The sequence below is a fragment of the Paenibacillus massiliensis 2301065 = DSM 16942 genome (assembly GCF_000377505.1).
GTDB lineage: Bacteria > Bacillota > Bacilli > Paenibacillales > Paenibacillaceae > Paenibacillus > Paenibacillus massiliensis.
In genome coordinates this window covers 84,780-102,433 of sequence record NZ_KB898189.1, presented here as the reverse complement: position 1 = coordinate 102,433, position 17,654 = coordinate 84,780, and the positions used below count along the sequence as shown (strand labels likewise).

At 50.4% G+C, this 17,654-nt stretch carries 13 protein-coding genes; all 13 read left to right on the top strand.

What is annotated here, in order from left to right; all coding sequences use genetic code 11:
- Nucleotides 1-83: 83 nt before the first annotated feature.
- The 13 genes from D328_RS0111465 (at nucleotide 84) to D328_RS0111405 (ending at nucleotide 17,560) form a co-directional block, all read left to right on the top strand.
- Nucleotides 84-2,021, top strand: coding sequence for an ABC transporter ATP-binding protein (locus D328_RS0111465; protein WP_018885152.1), 1,938 nt, complete (start codon nucleotides 84-86; stop codon nucleotides 2,019-2,021).
- The gene (locus D328_RS0111460; RefSeq protein WP_018885151.1) at nucleotides 2,002-3,840 is read left to right on the top strand and encodes an ABC transporter ATP-binding protein; all 1,839 of its coding nucleotides are present in this window, start codon (nucleotides 2,002-2,004) and stop codon (nucleotides 3,838-3,840) included. The genes D328_RS0111465 and D328_RS0111460 overlap by 20 nt, the downstream gene beginning before the upstream one ends.
- A gap of 259 nt (nucleotides 3,841-4,099) precedes the next feature.
- Complete coding sequence (locus D328_RS0111455; protein WP_018885150.1) at nucleotides 4,100-5,725, top strand: DEAD/DEAH box helicase family protein; 1,626 nt, start codon at nucleotides 4,100-4,102, stop codon at nucleotides 5,723-5,725.
- 100 nt (nucleotides 5,726-5,825) lie between these two features.
- Nucleotides 5,826-6,782, top strand: a complete 957-nt coding sequence (locus D328_RS0111450) for a nucleoside hydrolase (protein WP_018885149.1) — start codon at nucleotides 5,826-5,828, stop codon at nucleotides 6,780-6,782.
- 271 nt (nucleotides 6,783-7,053) lie between these two features.
- Nucleotides 7,054-7,446: a GntR family transcriptional regulator gene (locus D328_RS0111445; RefSeq protein WP_018885148.1), complete on the top strand. Its 393-nt coding sequence runs from the start codon at nucleotides 7,054-7,056 to the stop codon at nucleotides 7,444-7,446.
- Nucleotides 7,439-8,341 (top strand): ABC transporter ATP-binding protein, encoded by a 903-nt coding sequence (locus tag D328_RS0111440; protein ID WP_018885147.1) that lies wholly within the window; start codon nucleotides 7,439-7,441, stop codon nucleotides 8,339-8,341. The genes D328_RS0111445 and D328_RS0111440 overlap by 8 nt, the downstream gene beginning before the upstream one ends.
- Complete coding sequence (locus D328_RS0111435; protein ID WP_156897695.1) at nucleotides 8,295-10,325, top strand: DUF6449 domain-containing protein; 2,031 nt, start codon at nucleotides 8,295-8,297, stop codon at nucleotides 10,323-10,325. Before D328_RS0111440 ends, D328_RS0111435 begins: the two co-directional genes overlap by 47 nt.
- Nucleotides 10,326-10,795: 470 nt before the next feature.
- Nucleotides 10,796-12,013: a branched-chain amino acid ABC transporter substrate-binding protein gene (locus D328_RS0111430; RefSeq protein WP_018885145.1), complete on the top strand. Its 1,218-nt coding sequence runs from the start codon at nucleotides 10,796-10,798 to the stop codon at nucleotides 12,011-12,013.
- A gap of 87 nt (nucleotides 12,014-12,100) precedes the next feature.
- Nucleotides 12,101-13,087, top strand: coding sequence for a branched-chain amino acid ABC transporter permease (locus tag D328_RS0111425; RefSeq protein ID WP_018885144.1), 987 nt, complete (start codon nucleotides 12,101-12,103; stop codon nucleotides 13,085-13,087).
- A gap of 9 nt (nucleotides 13,088-13,096) precedes the next feature.
- On the top strand, nucleotides 13,097-14,380 hold the full coding sequence (locus tag D328_RS0111420) for a branched-chain amino acid ABC transporter permease (RefSeq protein ID WP_018885143.1): 1,284 nt from the start codon (nucleotides 13,097-13,099) through the stop codon (nucleotides 14,378-14,380).
- 24 nt (nucleotides 14,381-14,404) lie between these two features.
- The gene (locus D328_RS0111415) at nucleotides 14,405-15,190 is read left to right on the top strand and encodes an ABC transporter ATP-binding protein (protein ID WP_018885142.1); all 786 of its coding nucleotides are present in this window, start codon (nucleotides 14,405-14,407) and stop codon (nucleotides 15,188-15,190) included.
- Nucleotides 15,187-15,891 carry an ABC transporter ATP-binding protein gene (locus D328_RS0111410; protein ID WP_018885141.1) on the top strand — a complete coding sequence of 235 codons (705 nt, stop codon included), beginning with the start codon at nucleotides 15,187-15,189 and terminating at the stop codon, nucleotides 15,889-15,891. The genes D328_RS0111415 and D328_RS0111410 overlap by 4 nt, the downstream gene beginning before the upstream one ends.
- Nucleotides 15,892-16,150: 259 nt before the next feature.
- Nucleotides 16,151-17,560, top strand: a complete 1,410-nt coding sequence (locus D328_RS0111405; RefSeq protein ID WP_018885140.1) for a helix-turn-helix domain-containing protein — start codon at nucleotides 16,151-16,153, stop codon at nucleotides 17,558-17,560.
- Nucleotides 17,561-17,654 lie beyond the last annotated feature (94 nt).

Sequence of the window (17,654 nt, the reverse complement as noted above, 5' to 3'; positions counted from 1 at the left end):
AGTATACATATTTTGCAATTCACAGTATGAATAACAGGTCCGACAGAGGACGGAAAATTCCGGTTTCGGAGGAATGACTGACTATGGCACTCATATTTACTTTCTTGAAAAAATACCGGATTGCTTCTTGTGTGGCACTGAGTATGATGCTGATCGAACTAGTTGTAGAGCTGTTGCAGCCCTGGATCATCTCCAAAATCATTGATGAAGGAATACGTCAGCAGAATGCGCAGGTCGTATGGATGTGGGGTGGCATCCTGACTGGTGGAGCACTATTGGCCTTCGCAGGGGGTGTATTTGGCTCCTTCTACGCATCACATGCCAGTCAGGGAGTCGGCTACGATCTGCGTGATCGCCTATACCGCAAGCTGGAGTCACTGTCCTACGCAGCGTTTAGCCGCTTTGCCGTGTCCTCGCTCATTACGCGTCTCACAGGTGATGTCACGCAGCTGCAGGAGACGATCTTTATGAGTCTGCGTTTCATGTCACGGGTGCCGTTAATCGTCATTGGGAGTGTCATCATGTCATTATTGGTCCACTTCAAACTGGGGCTGCTGCTAACGGTGATGGTTCCCATCCTGATCGTAATCCTGACCATCGTCATGAAGCGGGCAGCACTGCTGTATCGAAGTGTGCAACGCAGACTGGATAAGGTAAATGGGGTCATCCAGGAGAATCTCAGCGGGATTCGTCTGATTCGCGTATTTGTTCGCATGAAGCACGAAATGGGCCGCTTCGCAGAGCATAATCGGAATCTGATGCAGGGGACGATGTCTGCCTTGCGGTTCACGGAGACGACAATGCCCTTTGTGCTGTTCCTAATGAATCTGGGCATTATCGGTGTGCTGTGGCTGGGAAAAGCGGATATTGCTACCGGAGATGCTACGATAGGTGAAGTCGTTGCGGTCATTAACTATATGCTGCGGACCATTGGAGCCTTGTCGGCCTTGTCGTGGATTGTATCGACGTATTCCAGGGCCGGGGCCTCCGCACAGCGGATTGGTGAGGTGCTCTACGCCGAGGATCTTGCTCCAGAGAGCTCGCACTCTCTATCGAACTCACACGCTCTATCGAACTCGCAAGCACTATCGAACTCGCAAGCACTATCAAACTCGCAAGCTCTAGAGAGCTCGTATGCTCCAAGGAGTCTTGTCCCACAGAGCCATGCATCAGTAGCGAGCCCTTCGAACGGTGATACTCCAATCTCCGAAGCTAATGGTACTACGGAACGGTCGAGGTCTGAGATAGGGCCTGCGTCAGCGCCGATTGTGGGAGACATTGCCTTCGAAGAAGTAAGCTTCAGCTACCCCGGAAGCGACCTGCCTGTCCTGCTAAATATATCGTTCCAAGCGAGGGCAGGGCAACGGATCGCCATCATGGGGGCTACGGGCTCAGGCAAGACGTCGCTGGTGCAGCTCATTCCCCGCTTATACGAGGAGAATTCGGGCGTGGTGCGTATCGATGGACATCCGGCGCGTGAGCTGGATGTGCACCGGGTAAGAGGCTCTATTGGATATGTACCGCAGGAGGTGCTGTTATTCTCGGGCAGTGTGCGTGACAATATTGCTTGGGGGAATCCAGCGGCAACAGCCGCGGAGATTGAGCTTGCAGCCCGCCAAGCACAGATTCACGAGACGATTGAACGTCTGCCCCAAGGCTATGATACGATGATCGGCCAAAAGGGTGTGAATCTGTCTGGCGGCCAGAAGCAGCGGCTGTCCATTGCCCGTGCGCTAGTTCGCAAGCCAGCCATTCTTATTCTGGACGACAGCACAAGTGCGCTGGATGTGCAGACCGAGAATGCTCTGTTGCAGGAGCTAAAAGAACTGGCGTGCACTACGATTCTCATTACGCAGAAGGTCAGTTCAACGGCCTCGGCAGATCTGATTTTGCTATTGGACGAAGGACGGCTAATGGAGAAGGGGAGCCATCAGGAGCTGATGGAGCGCTCATCCTTATACCGTACCATTTATGATTCACAGCATGAGGAGGAGGGGCAGCATGTTCAAGGCATTCGTTGAACCTTTCCGCCATCCACGACCTGTCATAGAGCCGGGCGCAGGACAGGCAGCAGGCTCTGGCCGAAGAGGCAGACCTGCCAAGGTCAAGGACTGGTCTGCTACGTTGCGGAGATTGTGGACCTACCTTGCGTCGCGCAAATTAAAGCTGTTCTGGGTGCTCTTCATGGTGGTGCTTAGCTCAGGCCTCGCATTACTAGGACCTTATATGGTTGGGGTGGCTGTGGATGACTATCTGCAAGGTGCAGGTAGCTGGAGCTGGGGGTATTACCTCTGTGCGCTGGCCCTTGTCTATGCTCTTGTCTCGATTACAGGCTGGCTGCAGAGCATCTGGATGATCGGAATTGCCCAGGATACGGTGTATCGTCTCCGGTGTGACCTGTTCTCTCATCTGCATAGACTGCCAGTCGCCTATTTTGGCAAGCGCCAGCAGGGAGAGATTATGAGCCGTCTGACCAATGACATCGAGAATGTTAGCTCGACGCTGAACAGCTCGGCTATCCAGATATTCTCAAGTGTGCTTACCCTCCTCGGTACGCTTGGCGTCATGCTCTGGCTGAGTCCGTTGCTGACACTGCTCACCTTTATTGTTGTGCCTTTGATGTATATGGGGATGCGCTGGATTACACGCAGGACAGGTCCCTTGTTCAAGCAACGCCAGCGCAATCTGGGCGATCTGAACGGCTACATAGAGGAGACATTGTCAGGACAACGGCTAATCAAGGCCTTCTCTCAGGAGCAGCGGGTCATACGTGAGTTCGGAGAGCGCAATGACCGCATCCAGTTATCTGGCTTCTGGGCGCAGACGATTTCCGGCTTCATTCCGAAGCTGATGAACGGACTGAACAATCTCAGCTTTGCCATTGTAGCAGGGATCGGCGGGATTCTGGCTATCCACGGAGCTGTGACGGTAGGCATCATGATCGTCTTCGCCGAGTATGCTCGCCAATTCACACGACCGTTGAATGATCTGGCGAATCAATGGAATACGCTCCTGTCTGCTCTGGCTGGAGCAGAGCGTGTATTCGAGGTGCTGGATGAGGACGAGGAGGCTGGTGATGAAGGAGCCTCTACAGTAATCTCCAGTGTACAGGGGGCTGTTCGTTTTCAGGAGGTCAGGTTCTCCTACGACAAGGATAGTGGTGTAACGCTAGAAGACATTACTTTTGAGGCTCGGCCTGGGGAAATGATTGCACTGGTCGGTCCTACCGGGGCTGGCAAGACAACCTTGATTCAGTTGTTATCCCGCTTCTATAATCCTGACGCTGGGACGATTACGCTCGACGGGCGCGACCTGGGCACGATCACCCGCGAAAGTCTGAGGTCTCACATGGCCTTCGTACTGCAGGATTCCTTCCTATTCGAGGGAACCATCCGCGAAAATATCCGGTATGGAAGGCTGGATGCGACGGATCGGGAGGTGGAAGAGGCTGCTAGGCTTGCGAATGCCCATTCCTTCATTTCCCGCTTGCCGCAGGGCTATGATAGACTGCTACGGGCAGATGGAAGCGGAATTAGTCAGGGGCAGAAGCAACTGCTGGCTATTGCCCGTGCCATGCTGGCTGATCCTGCCATTCTCGTACTGGATGAGGCGACCAGCAGCATAGATACGGTTACTGAGATCAAGATTCAGGAAGGGCTTCACCGTCTCATGCAGGGACGGACCAGCTTTGTAATAGCCCATCGGCTGAATACCATCCGCAGAGCCGACCGTATCCTGGTGTTGAAGGACGGAAGATTGATTGAGCAGGGGACCCATAAGGAACTTCTGGCCGAAAAGGGCTTCTACAGTCGCCTGGTCTCTGGTCAGTTGGAGAATTAAATAGCAGGTATATTACTGAAGGTCTATTAAGCAGAGCACTATTTCCCAACGATGGGGGAACGGGTGCTTTGCTTTTTTATATAACTGATCAATATGATCCTTTGTTAGAAGCCACTCATCCTGGCCTGTTCAGAATCCGTTCAGTGCGTCCTGTTAGAATGAGTGCCACAAGTTACTCAGACAGTCAGGTGTTCACTGAGCTCAATTCGAGAATGGGGACGGCATTACAATATTATATAAAAGGACGGACAGGGCTAATATGAGTAAAAGTTCATACAGCTTGGCGTTGTTGTCGGGGAAGACTGTGGAAGAGCATTGTACAGAGATTATGCAAATCTATCGAAGATACAAGTTCATGAAGGATGAAGATCTCGGCAGGATCATCCGTTCAGCACAGCAGGAGCCGAAGTCAGCACAAGATAATGAATGGCGTTACATGGTATTCGCTGCAGCAAAAGAGGCCGTTCGCAGGGTAACAGGGCTGGAGGTGCATGATGTTCAGCTCTCGGCAGCCTGGTTCATGACAGAAGGATACTTCATCGAAATGAGATCGGCAGAGGAGAGGCTGCTAGTCTCTCTTTTGGCATCGACATGGTTAGCTGTACAGGGCTGTGGGGCTCACATCATGGCTGTCAGTGATGAGGAAGCCTTTCAGGACTATAAAATGCTGCGTCCAATCTTTGAATTGCTTGGACTGCAGGCAGGTATGAATTATCCACAAGGAACCGTGAAGCGTAAGCAGCAGGCGTATTTGGCTGATGTGACGTTCGGTGGTTTTCATGAATTCATGGCCGATTATTTGCACGATCATCTGACGATACAGGACAGGGAGCGCATTCAGACCTTTCACCGATATGCGATTATTCATGATGCTGAATCTGTGCTGATTCGTCATATGCTGAGTCCATTGATCATGCAAAGGCAAGGGTATGGAAAAGAGGATAGAGAGCATCTGTTACGGGCAGAAATGTCGATAGCTCACTATTACAGACAATATACGCACGTATGTGGATCGGCGGCTGTACTGACTTCCGATGAGGAGGAGCTCGCAAGTATCTATGGTGTTGAATGTGAGATTATGCCTTCCTCGCATTTACGCCAGCGTGCACTCACAGAGGAGATTGTTCGCCACCACCGCTCAGCCGCCCAGATGACTTGGAACAGACCCGGCTACCAGCCTGAGTCATCAGACAGTCTTCGGGCAGCGGGATTAACTTGTCTCGCAATTAAGCCCGATAAGGAGAAGGAGCATGCGGAGAAGATCTTCAAGGAGCAGCAGGAGGAGCTCTCCTTCCATCTGCATCGACTTGGGCGCACCAAAGAGATGAGAACACGTGCAGCTGCGCTGGATGAGCCTTTATACGATCACCGCTCCAAGATATATAGCCGAAGAGATCAGATGTGGGAGAAGAAGTCTGTTGCAGGTCATCTCCATACACATATGAAAAGGTATATACGAAGGTATTCGGGGCCACGAAGTAGCCTTCAGCTACAATTATTTAACTTGGGGCTTGAGCTGCTTGAGGATCGACATCCGGTACTGCAGGAGGAGCCTTTAACAACTAGTGAGCTTATCGAGACCTGGGAAGATCTGTGGTCAGCCATGCTGCGTAGGAATGGTGCCTCCAGGATGCTCATGCACTGTCGGGAACAGTATATGCGTATGCTGGATAAGCACTGGTCACTATATACGGAGAGCTTATTGGAGCTTAAATGGGGAATGACCCAAGGCAAGGAAGAACGCCAAGGAGTAGCAGAGGCTTATTATCAGGCTGCTGAGCATTTCTTTCAGCAAGCGGATCAGGAATGGAACGGTGACTTTGCCTCATGGATGCTGGAGACCGCGTTGCCATCTTATTTGGCACATGGGTCCAGCTTGGCCTGATCCTCTGCCCGAATCGGACAAGCTCGTGTATACTGTAACCATACAGTGACGAACTTAGGAACAGCGACATGTTGCTAGGATTCATGATGGAGGTTATTGCATGACTACACGAATCATTCTGGATGTCGATACAGGGATTGACGATTCACTCGCTATTGCCTATGCTGCAAGCTCGCCGGAGCTCGAATTGGCCGGAATTACGACTACGTACGGGAATATCTCGCAAGAAGAGGCTACGCGTAATTCCTTGATATTGCTGGAGCTGCTGCAACATGATGCACCGGTGTATCCGGGAGCTGCCAAGCCCTATGCCCGTGAGCTGTTCAAGCCTTATGCCCGGCATATTCATGGGGAAGATGGTATTGGCAATCAACTGGCTGGGGAGCCGATCAGGAAGGCAGAGGAGAAGCATGCAGCCGACTTCATTATTGAGCAGGCCAAGCTTCATCCACAGCAATTGACGGTAATTGCTGTGGGACCTCTGACGAATCTGGCTCTGGCACTCGACCGATGCCCGGAGCTGCCGCAGCTGCTCGGCCATCTGATTATTATGGGGGGTGCCGTGACGGTTCCAGGGAACGTTACACCTACGGCAGAGGCCAATATTTATTCTGATCCAGAAGGAGCTGCTCGCGTAATCGAAGCAGGCTTCCACATGACGATGGTGGGGCTGGATGTGACGATGCAGACCCTTCTGCCACAGCGACTCGTAGAGAAATGGCGGGCACAGGGGACAGCGCTATCCGGTTTCTTGACAGGGATGACGGAGTTCTACATCGACGCCTATCAGAAGTTCAAGCCGGGCATTGCTGGCTGTGCGCTGCATGATCCGTTGGCTGTAGGAGTGGCCATTGATCCGAGCTTTGTTCGCACGAAATCCATGTACATTCAGGTGGAGGCTGGGGCTTCAGTGGCTGTCGGAAGAACGAGTCAGTCAGACGGACCCATAGGGTCCGCCAGTCAGCAGATTGAAGTGGCACTCGAAGTGGATGCTGACAGATTCCTGGAGCATTTCTTGCAAAGGGTCATGCATATCCACAGCACAGCGGCTAACTAAATGGTTCCAGCATTACAAGGGAGAAGGGCCGATAGCTCAGAGTGGCTTGTCACTCACGAGTTGGCCTAGATCCTGTACGTACATGCCCTGGCACGAATACGTTTTATTCTACAATCATGTCTCTCTTTTTGTGGGGAGCATGATTTTTTTTGTTGACACACCGTACTAACTGTATTATATATGATAGTACAGTTAGTACAGATATTAGAGATAAAGAACACTTGGAGCATATGAAACGGGATTATGAACCTTAACCGAAAGGAGGAAGTGTATGTTTGAATTGGATGTTCGCAGCCGGAAGCCCATCTACGAGCAGCTAATGGATAAAATTCGATCCTTGATAGTCAGTCGTGCTCTGGCACCGGATGAGCAGCTTCCGTCTGTACGCGTCTTGTCCTCACAATTGACGGTGAATCCCAATACGATTCAGAAGGCTTACCGCGAGCTGGAGCGAGAAGGCTACATTTATTCCGTTCCCGGCAAAGGCAGCTTCGTATCTCCGTTGGAGGAGCTACCCCAAGGAGTCAAGCTGGAAGAGCTACGGGGACATATGCTTACTTTGATGGAGGAGGCTATATTCTTGGGTATGACGAGAGAGGACCTGCTGCAGCTATATGCAGAAGCGTCTCAGCTTCAGCACGGAAGGGGGAAGCACGGTGATTGATATTAGTGGGGTCAGCAAAATCTATGAGAGTGAGAAGGCGGTCGACAGCCTGAGCATGCAGGTACAGCAGGGATCTATCTTCGGATTGCTCGGCTCGAATGGAGCTGGCAAGACGACTTTGCTGAAGATGCTCGCAGGAATCATCCGGCCCGATGAGGGGACGATTACATTGGAAGGGCGCGAGATCTATGAGCAGCCAGAGGTGAAGCGGCGGGTGCTGTTTGTTCCCGACAGCCCGTACTTTTTTCCACAATCGAATTTGCGTCAGATGGCGGATTTCTACCGATCAATCTATTCGTCATGGAGTGAGGAGAGGTTTAGTCAGCTCAGTAGCATATTCAAGCTGGACCCTCGTCGCAAGCTACATCGCATGTCTAAGGGAATGCGGCGTCAGGCAGCCTTCTGGCTGGCTCTGAGCAGTTCCCCGGATCTACTCATTTTGGATGAGCCCATTGATGGTCTTGACCCGGTGATGCGCAGACATATGAAGAACCTGCTGTTCCAGTATGCTGCCGAGCGTCAGATGACTGTCGTAATCTCTTCCCATAATCTGCGAGAGATTGAGGATATGTGCGATCACGTAGGCATTATGCACAAGGGGTGCCTCTTGCTTCATAAGGAGATCGACGATCTGCGAGGAGATATTCACAAAATTCAGGTCGCCTTCAAGGAAAGTGCTCATCTTGATGAATTAGAGCAGCAGCTAGATATCTTACATAAAGAACAACGTGGCACGGTACTGCTCTACATCATTCGTGGCGATCAGCTTCGTATTAAGAATGTGTTCGCTTCCTATCAGCCTTTGGTTATGGACCTGCTTCCGCTAACCTTGGAGGAAATATTTATCTATGAAATGGGGGACGCCGGGTATGCCATCCAACCGATCCTTCTTTAATCGTGGCATGTTTCGTCAGAATCTTAGACAGCACGGGTGGATCAGCATCTTGTATCTACTCGCTCTGATTTTCGTACTGCCGATCCAACTCATACTAACCGTGAATTGGGAGGGAAGGCTTGGAAGGGAGCAGCTCGACAATCTCTTTGTCGTGCAGGATGCCTTGCAAGCTCTCATTTTGGTGGTATTTCCTGTTATAACCGGGGTGTTCATAACCAGATACCTGCAGAGCAGGGCCGCTGCCGATCTCTACCATAGTCTCCCGCTACGTCGGAGCCAAATGCTGACCAATCAGCTGTTGTGCGGGGGGCTCATTGTGCTGGTACCTGTATGTCTGACCACTGGCATTTTGATCTTGATGACAGGGAACGAGCAGTTAGCTTATCTTTTTGAAAGTGCTGATGTATGGTATTGGGGAATTACCGCGAGTATGGTGTCACTGTTCCTGCTTGCCTTTACGATATTCGTTGGGATGTGCGTAGGACAGTCTATATTCCAGACGGTGGTAGTCAGTATTTTATTGCTTCTTCCTGCCCTATGGGTGGAGTTGATAGAGTTATATTTACGAAAGTTCATCTTCGGGTATCCAGATGTCAGTCTGCTGGGTATGAAGAGTGAAAGGCTATCGCCGCTAGTCACGGTATTCTCCGCTTATTATTTGCCATTAACCTGGATTGACCTGCTCATATATATTGGATTATGTGTGATCTTCGTCGCACTCTCATTCCTGCTGTACAAGAGAAGACATATTGAGAAGGCGTCACAAGCCGTCGTGTTTACTTACTTTCACCCGGTATTTAAGGCAGGGGTAGTCCTGTGTGCAATGATGGTGGTGGGATTTTATTTCAGTGAGCAATCACGAGGGAGTCTGTCATGGACGTTGTTCGGATACGTGCTTGGCGCGGTGATCGGATACATCGCTGCCGAGATGATGCTTCGCAAGTCGTGGCAGATCTGGGGTCGCAAGATGCTTGTGGAGTCTGCCGTATATACAGCTGTTATTGGACTCCTGCTCTATATTCCTGTCTCTCCGTGGACTGGCTATGAAAGTCGAATACCAGCAGCTTCTACGGTGGACGGCGTATTTTTCGGGGAATATTTACATCCATACAACCAAGATGGTAATGATAACAAGGACATTCCATATGTACAAAATGAAGAATATACGGCTGCTGTCCTGAGCCTGCATCGTGAGATCGTTACCTCGCGTCCTGACGAACGTCGGATAACGGGTAGAGAAAGCCGTCCCGTGGTGATCTCCTATCATCTGAAGAATGGGAAAACGATGCTGAGAGCATATACTGTGCCTGAGCAGCAGCTGAGGGAGCAACTGAAGACGGTTATGGAGATGCCTGCTTATAAGCAGGAGCGGTATCGTCTGCAGCAGCTGGAGGCTTTGCCGGATCGCGTCACCATTGAATCTCCTGACAGCTACAACAAATATACTGTGGTAACTGGTAAGGATGAGATTGATGAACTGATGCAGGTGCTTACTGAGGAATACCAAGCGATGGACTATGAAGTGATGAGCGATAGCATCCGGCCCCGTGCAAATATTGATTTGTTATGGCAGTCACAGGACAAACAAGAAGTGGACCAGAACAGGATTACTTTGCAGTGGAAGCCTAGCTTCAGCAAGCTGAGTGCCTGGATGGAGGAGCGTGGGTTTGCACAAGAGGTTGCTCTTCAGCCTAAGGACATTCGAAGTATTGAGATTGTGAAGTATACACCAGCAAGTGCAGAAGCTATGTCTCAGCAGTGGCTGCCACCATATGAGCTCGTCAAGCAACCCAATTCCATTTCCTTGATGGAAGCTCGGGACGACGCTATGATGCAATATATTCTGGACCATAGAAGAGATTATGATCCTGCTGATCCGCGGACAGCCTATGTACTTCGAATGCTAGTTCAGAATACGGAGAATTTCTACGTACTGTTCGCAGAGGATGTGACACCAGAGCTGACTGCATTTCTTGAGCGCTGACCAATTGCTCGCAAGATAAATTCAGCTTAAAGCAGTCTGTTGTCTGTGAAAGTACGTCAATAGAGTTTGTTATAAAGGAATACCAGGGATGATCTCTGATTGGTTCAGAGGTCATCTTTTTTTGGTATATGCGGATAAAAATCGACAACAAATGATACATAACGTATTTATGTTAGATTATTTGACCCGAAATTGGCTTGATTGCTGCAAGAAATTTCTAATGCAAATTAGTTTAAAAAGCATATATTAATTCAATTTAACATTCAAAATGTAAATAAATAAAGAGAAAAATGGTAGAAAACTAATATTTTTTGCGCTTATAATTATTTTTTTGTAACATTATTTGAAAAAGGTAATTGCCCACCCCTAGGAATGTGTGTATACTAATTGTATAATTCATACCACATAATGTTAAATAAACTAACGTGAAACAGCACAAAGTTTCGCAAAACTCATTAGGGGGAATCTCAGTGAAGTTCAAGGGACAGGTATGGATCGTGTTAGCACTGATTACGGCGTTGCTCGCAGGTTGCGGAGGGGCTGGTGGTAATGAAGCTGCTCCTGCATCATCTGAGCCTGCAAGCAGCAGTGAAAGCAAGCAGGTTATCAAGATTGCTACCCAGTCTCCGCTGTCGGGCGGAAGCTCTGTTCAAGGAGAGGCAATCAAGCTTGGAGCGCAGATGTCCTTGGACGATCACAAGGAAGAATTCAGTGCTCTTGGCTATGAGCTGGAGCTAGTGCCGTATGATGATCAAGGAGATCCCAAGAAGGGGGTCGCGAATGCGGAATTGATCGGTGCTGATCAAGCTGTACTTGGGGTCATCGGCCATCTGAATTCAGGCGTGACGATTCCCTCCTCCGTTATATATGAGAAGTACAATATTGCCATGATATCGCCAGCCAGTACAGCAACGGACGTCACCGACCGCAAGCTGAAGGTTGTGAATCGGGTGGTAGCCCGTGATGACTTCCAGGGCCCGGCTGCTGCCGATTATGCAGTGAATACGGTCGGAGCGAAGAATATCTTCGTGGTTCAGGATAAGACGGCTTACGGACAAGGGCTTGCGGAGGCGTTCCGCGATGCGGCCCAAGGTCTTGGGGCTAACATTTCGGGATATGAAGGAATTACGGTTGGTGAGAAAGACTTTAACGGCGTGCTTAATATCGTAGCTGCCCAGAAGCCTGATTTTATTTTCTTTGGTGGTATGTATGCTGAAGGCGGCTTGCTGGTCAAGCAAGCGCGTGACAAGGGGATCACAGCACCGCTGATGGGTGGAGATGCGCTGGATTCCTCGGGTATGGTTAATGTTGCAGGTGCGGAAGTCAAAGGTGCGCTATACAGCTCGGTTGCTGGGGATATTACGAATTCAGACAGCGGCAAACAATGGGCTGACAAGTATGAACAGACGTTCAAAAAGAAATCAGAGGGATATTCCGTATATGCTTATGACTCCATGAGTGTGTTGCTTGAGGCTATCAAGAAGGGCATTGATGAGAATGGAGGCAAGCTTCCTACGCGCGAAGCAGTCAGCACAGCGGTTCGGGCAACGAAGGAGTTTGAGGGTGTAGCAGGCAAGATCACATTTGATGACATTGGTGACAATGCGTATGCGAAGGTGTTTATCTACGAGTTCAAAGATGCAGCTTACCCGGGTGAGATGATCTCGGAGATTGAGAACAGTAAATAATCATCGCATTTTGCAGCCAAGGGGTTCGTGCCGATTGGAGGCCGTCATCCCTTGGCTGTTACTGCATTTGTCGAGAGGAGCAGAAATATGTTAGGGAGCATGCTGCAATCTTTGCCACAGGTATTAATTGATGGTCTGGCGCTTGGGGCGATCTATGCTGTCGTTGCCTTGGGATACACCATGGTGTACGGAATTCTGGAATTGATTAATTTTGCTCATGGCGAAATATTTATGACAGGCGCATTCGTGGGCACGGCGGTGCTGTTCATGTTCCAAGCCTTTGGCTGGATGCAGGGAATACCGTCATGGCTATTCTACATTCTTATTATTGTAGTAGCGATGCTAATTACCGGTGCGCTCGGGGTCGGTATTGAACGAGTAGCCTACAGGCCCTTGAGAAAAGCACCCAAGCTGATCTCGTTAATCTCTGCTTTTGGGGTATCCTTCGTGCTGCAGGATGTGATTCGTTTTATTGCGGAGCTGAAGACAGGGAATTTCGTGGTGAGCACCCCGACGCTGTTCTCGGAACGCTTCAATCTGGAACTTTCCTCGATCTCCAGTGTATTTTCAGATGCGACGATCAAGGCGAATACGGTGTTTATCCTAATTGTGGCCATTCTTCTGATGGCAGGGCTCGACCTGTTCGTGAATCATACCAAGTGGGGAGTAGCCATGCGGGCGGTTGCCCAGGATAGGGAGACGGCTTCGCTGATGTCCATTAATGTGAACAAGGTCATCGTACTTACCTTCTTCATCGGCTCTGCTCTGGGAGGTTCGACAGGTGTGTTGTTCGCCCAGCAGTATGGCACGATTGATCCTTATATCGGCTTTATTCTGGGAATGAAGGCATTTACGGCGGCTGTACTCGGCGGTATTGGTAACATTCGGGGAGCGATGTTCGGTGGTCTGGTTATTGGTGTGCTGGAGATGTTCGCCTCCTCGAATCTGGGTCTGATGACGAGCGGCAACTTCGGCGCGGAATACAAGGACGTGTTCGCATTCATGATCCTCATTGTCGTGCTGATCTTCAAGCCAGAAGGCTTGTTCGGTAGAGCAGTCAAAGAGAAAGTGTAGGTGGACTGTATGAAGCGAATTCAAAGCATGATTACAAGCTTAATTCAAGCTAGCAGGCCTATCCAGGCTGGAATTCTGATCGTCTTTGTAGCACTGGCAGCCTCGGGAGTCTATTTCATGGACAAATCGGTTGCCTCCTTCCTGCTGCTGCTGGGCTCATTGCTCATGTTGTACTACACAACCTTCAGTAACGGGATGAAATGGGCGATTGCCGGCGTGCTGCTGATCTTGATTATTCCGTTTGCTAGCTCGGGTGGACCTGCTTACGAATCCTACATGGAGGTAGCGACACAGTGCGGAATCTATATTGCCATGGCCTTGGGGCTGAATATTGTCGTCGGGTTCGCCGGGCTGCTGGACATGGGCTTTGTTGCATTCTTTGCAGTTGGGGCCTATACCTACGGCATTTTCGCTACGGGGCAGGCTAATAATTTTATCCGTGGCGATTTCTTTCCGCTCGATGGCACAAGCTTCTGGATCTTTATTCTACTGGGTGGCTTCATGGCGGGGATCTTCGGAATATTGCTAGGGCTACCTGTGCTCAGGGTAAAAGGAGATTATCTGGCCATCGTGACCTTGGGCTTCGGAGAGATCATCCGCATTATCTTCAATAATATGGAGAAGCCAGTGAATATTACGAACGGAGCGCTCGGGCTGTCCTCTATTCAACCCCCGGTGATGTTCGGATATGTATTTACGTTCCCGCATCAATTTTATTTCATTGTCATAGGGATTCTGGCCGTGGTCATCTTCGCAGTGAGAAGACTTGAACATTCACGCCTCGGTCGCGCCTGGAAAGCCGTCCGTGAGAACGAGATTGCCGCTCAGTCCATGGGAATTCCGCTGATTCGTACGAAACTTACGGCCTTTGCGATTGGTGCCTCCTTCTCCGGGATGATGGGGGTCGTGTTCGCAGCCAAGCAGACCTTCATTGACCCGACGAGCTTCACACTCATTGAATCGACCACGATTCTAGTCATGGTGGTACTGGGGGGGATGGGAAGCGTCCCTGGTGTCATTCTGGGTGCGGCGGTGGTCACTATTCTGAATCTGCAGGTGCTGACGGAGTTCACGGGTTGGCTGAACCAGCTCTCCAACAAGGGGATTGTAGAAATCCCGAATGCGTTATCTCCTGCGAAGATGCAACGCTTTATTTTTGGAGCTATTTTGATTCTGGTGGCCATCTATAGGCCGCATGGTTTGATCTCAGCCAAGAACCGCAAGGTGGCTGTACCTGGCAAGCAGGAATCCAACGTACGTCCAGTCTCTAGCAAGGCGACATTACCTGAATAACAGGGTCAGGAAGGAGGAAAGCGTATGTCGATACTGGCAGTTAGAAACCTTAAGAAGCAATTTGGTGGCTTGCTGGCGGTGAATGGGGTGAACTTTGAGTTCCCGGATGCGACAATATCGGCTGTAATCGGCCCAAATGGAGCGGGAAAGACAACATTTTTCAACATGATAACCGGCATCTATGTCCCGGATGAAGGGGATATTGTGCTGGATGGGGAGTCGATTGTGAATGTGAAGCCTGACCGGATTACGGGCAAAGGTATTGCGCGTACTTTTCAGAATATTCGTCTGTTCGGGTCCATGACGGTGCTGGAAAATGTTCAGGTGGGGATGCATATTCACCTCAGGACGGGAATTGTCGGTACATTGCTGAATCTTGCCCGTGTCCGGCATGAGGAGCAGTATGCGCAAGAGGAGGCTTACCGTCTGCTTGAATATGTGGGGCTAGCCCCGTGGTATAACGATGAGGCTAGCAGTCTATCCTACGGTGCTCAGCGTAGACTGGAGATCGCACGAGCGTTGGCGGCCAGACCGAAGGTGCTGCTGCTGGATGAACCGGCAGCCGGGATGAATCCGAGAGAGACTGTGGAGCTAACGCAGCTCATTCGCCGCATACAAGAGGAGCTAGGCATAGCTATCATTCTGATTGAGCATGATATGAAGCTGGTTATGGAGCTGTCCGAGCATATCCTGGTACTGGATCATGGAGAGAAGATTGCCGAGGGTGGTCCAGCAGATATTCGCTCCCATCCGAAGGTGATTGAGGCCTATCTCGGAAAAAGCGCTGTAGAGGAAGAGGTGACGGTATGAGTCTGCTGCAGATGGAGCAGGTGGAAGCTTATTACGGCGGTATACAGGCGCTCAAGGGCATCTCGCTAGTGGTGGAGCAGGGTGAGATCGTGACACTGATTGGCTCCAACGGGGCGGGAAAGTCTACGACACTCAAGGCCATATGTGGGCAGGTTCAGACGAAAGGTAAGGTGATGTTTGGCGGTAGCGACATCACGTCCAAGCCGCCCTACGGCATCGCTTTGGAAGGGATTGCTCATGTACCGGAGGGGAGACGAATTTTTCCCAAGCTGACCGTGAAGGAGAATCTGGAGATGGGCGCCTTCTCCGTAAAGGATAAGAAGCTGATTAAGGAGAGAATGGAGAAGGCGTTTGTCTATTTTCCACGCTTGAAGGAGCGATTCAATCAGGCTGGCGGCACGATGAGTGGTGGCGAACAGCAGATGCTGGCGATTGCCCGCGGGCTAATGATGGGGCCCAAGATATTGCTGCTTGATGAGCCTTCTATGGGGCTTGCTCCTGTGCTTGTGGATCAAATATTCGAAATTATACAGGAGCTGAACGCTGAGGGAATGACGATCCTGCTGGTTGAGCAAAATGCTTACCATGCGCTTCAGATTGCGCATCGTGGATATGTCATTCAGACGGGAGAGATTATACTGCAGGATGATGCTTCCCGCTTGCTGTCCAATCATCAAGTGAAGGAAGCGTATCTGGCCTGATGGTTAACGGATATGGAATTGAATAGAGGCATCTTGATCATGATCAGACAGGTCCCCTTTTTACCGTCGTGCGTTATCGTAAGGCGGAAGGAAAGGGGTCTTTGCTTACGACATACGGTGAGGATATAGCATTATGATACAAGACCTTGAGCGATGTGATGGGGCAGATTGACGATTGTCGAACAAGGAAATATAATATAATTATTGTAAAAATTTGGTGTAAATCTCTCGTCAAATTCCGATTGGAGGTGTGATTCGTATGGCTGAGACCACCACGATTCGTGACGAACTCAGGCAGCATCTGATAAGACAGAACTATACATTGGAGCAGTTCGCCGAGATCAGTGGGATTAATCGGGGGACGCTTAGCTCCATCCTGAGTCTACATTCACCGCGTCCCATATCTGTCGGGCAATTGGATCGGATCACTGAGGGTATGGGACGCATGGAGGGTGACTTGTATGACGTCTATGTAGAGGAATGTCTGGTAGAGTTCGCACCGCATTGGCGGAGAATTCGCCCTTTTCTTCTACGGTGCGCAGAGCTTGGCAAGACAGCCTGTATTCACAGAGTGCTGAATCAACTGGCTGATGATTTGTCCTACATTCCAGGGATTTTCGAGACGGCAGAGCAGATGTATCAGGGGCAGCTGTATAGCGCGTCGGCAGTGCTCTATGAATGCATTGCTGAGAGCGAGCGCTATGCTCACTCCGAGAGGCTGGCCACTAGTCATTACCGTCTCTTCGTCATCGCCTGCAAGCTTCAGGGCAATGCAGCGGACGAGACGATTCGCTTCATGCCATACCGGACCAAGCTGCCTGAGAGCTATGCTGTAGATGCCTTACTGATGTTATGTCAGCAATTTGCCATGACGGATCGCTGGGCTGACGTCTATGCGATAGCAAGTGAGCTGGAACAGTTAGCGGGGACTATGCTGCACAATCCCCGTGAACGAAAAGAATTTGGACAAACGTTGTTGCAGGAGAAGGAGCTTCAGCCGCTGATCGTCTACTATGGGCAAAGTCTGTTCTATCGTGGAATTGCAGCGGAGCAGCAAGGGAGGCTGGATGAGGCGCGGAGCTGCATTCAGGCTTACCAGGAGCTCAGCGAGCTTGGAGAGTTGGATGAATGTGGATTTCAGGAAGCGCAGCAGTTGGTTCGGCAGGCGCAGAAGCATCTGTATATGCTGGAGCTACGTAGCGGGAATGTGATGCTGATTACGGAATATGCTGAATTCCTGGCAGGAGGAAAGCCTGCGGAGCTTATGGAAGGGCTGCTGTTGCTGGTGCAGACGGCCATCGCTCATCGGATCTGCATCGATAAGCAGTTGGCGCTACTGCTGGTCGATATGGAGTTTGGTAGTCATGCTGGTGAAGGACAAGGGGGTGGTAGTCTGGGAAAAGCTCAATATGCCCGCTTCTGCTACTATTATGGCATCTATTTGCTTAGCAGCAGACGCTATACCCTCGGCTTGAACTATAATCTGCTCAGCCTCCGGCGTTCGCTAGAGCTGAATCAGACGGAGCAATTAGTATTATGCATGGCCTTGTTCGAGGAGTATCGTAGCGAGGCAACAGTAGCGCAGCGTGAGCAGTTCGAATTGCTCTGCAAAAATGTACTGCGTCAGACAGAGCGGACGATCCCGGCTGCCTTAGAAGCCTTGGCATGAATCCTACACGCTTTATTAAGCGTGTTTTTTTAATCAAGTGATCTCAACCCTCTGATGCTGCGGAAATTGCTATCAATGAAGGTGAAAGGCTGGC

Coding starts and splice junctions, on each gene's coding strand:
- D328_RS0111415 (WP_018885142.1), top strand. CDS start 14,405: ATGTCGATACTGGCAGTTAGAAACCTTAAGAAGCAATTTGGTGGCTTG.
- D328_RS0111465 (WP_018885152.1), top strand. CDS start 84: ATGGCACTCATATTTACTTTCTTGAAAAAATACCGGATTGCTTCTTGT.
- D328_RS0111460 (WP_018885151.1), top strand. CDS start 2,002: ATGTTCAAGGCATTCGTTGAACCTTTCCGCCATCCACGACCTGTCATA.
- D328_RS0111425 (WP_018885144.1), top strand. CDS start 12,101: ATGTTAGGGAGCATGCTGCAATCTTTGCCACAGGTATTAATTGATGGT.
- D328_RS0111455 (WP_018885150.1), top strand. CDS start 4,100: ATGAGTAAAAGTTCATACAGCTTGGCGTTGTTGTCGGGGAAGACTGTG.
- D328_RS0111450 (WP_018885149.1), top strand. CDS start 5,826: ATGACTACACGAATCATTCTGGATGTCGATACAGGGATTGACGATTCA.
- D328_RS0111420 (WP_018885143.1), top strand. CDS start 13,097: ATGAAGCGAATTCAAAGCATGATTACAAGCTTAATTCAAGCTAGCAGG.
- D328_RS0111435 (WP_156897695.1), top strand. CDS start 8,295: ATGAAATGGGGGACGCCGGGTATGCCATCCAACCGATCCTTCTTTAAT.
- D328_RS0111405 (WP_018885140.1), top strand. CDS start 16,151: ATGGCTGAGACCACCACGATTCGTGACGAACTCAGGCAGCATCTGATA.
- D328_RS0111445 (WP_018885148.1), top strand. CDS start 7,054: ATGTTTGAATTGGATGTTCGCAGCCGGAAGCCCATCTACGAGCAGCTA.
- D328_RS0111410 (WP_018885141.1), top strand. CDS start 15,187: ATGAGTCTGCTGCAGATGGAGCAGGTGGAAGCTTATTACGGCGGTATA.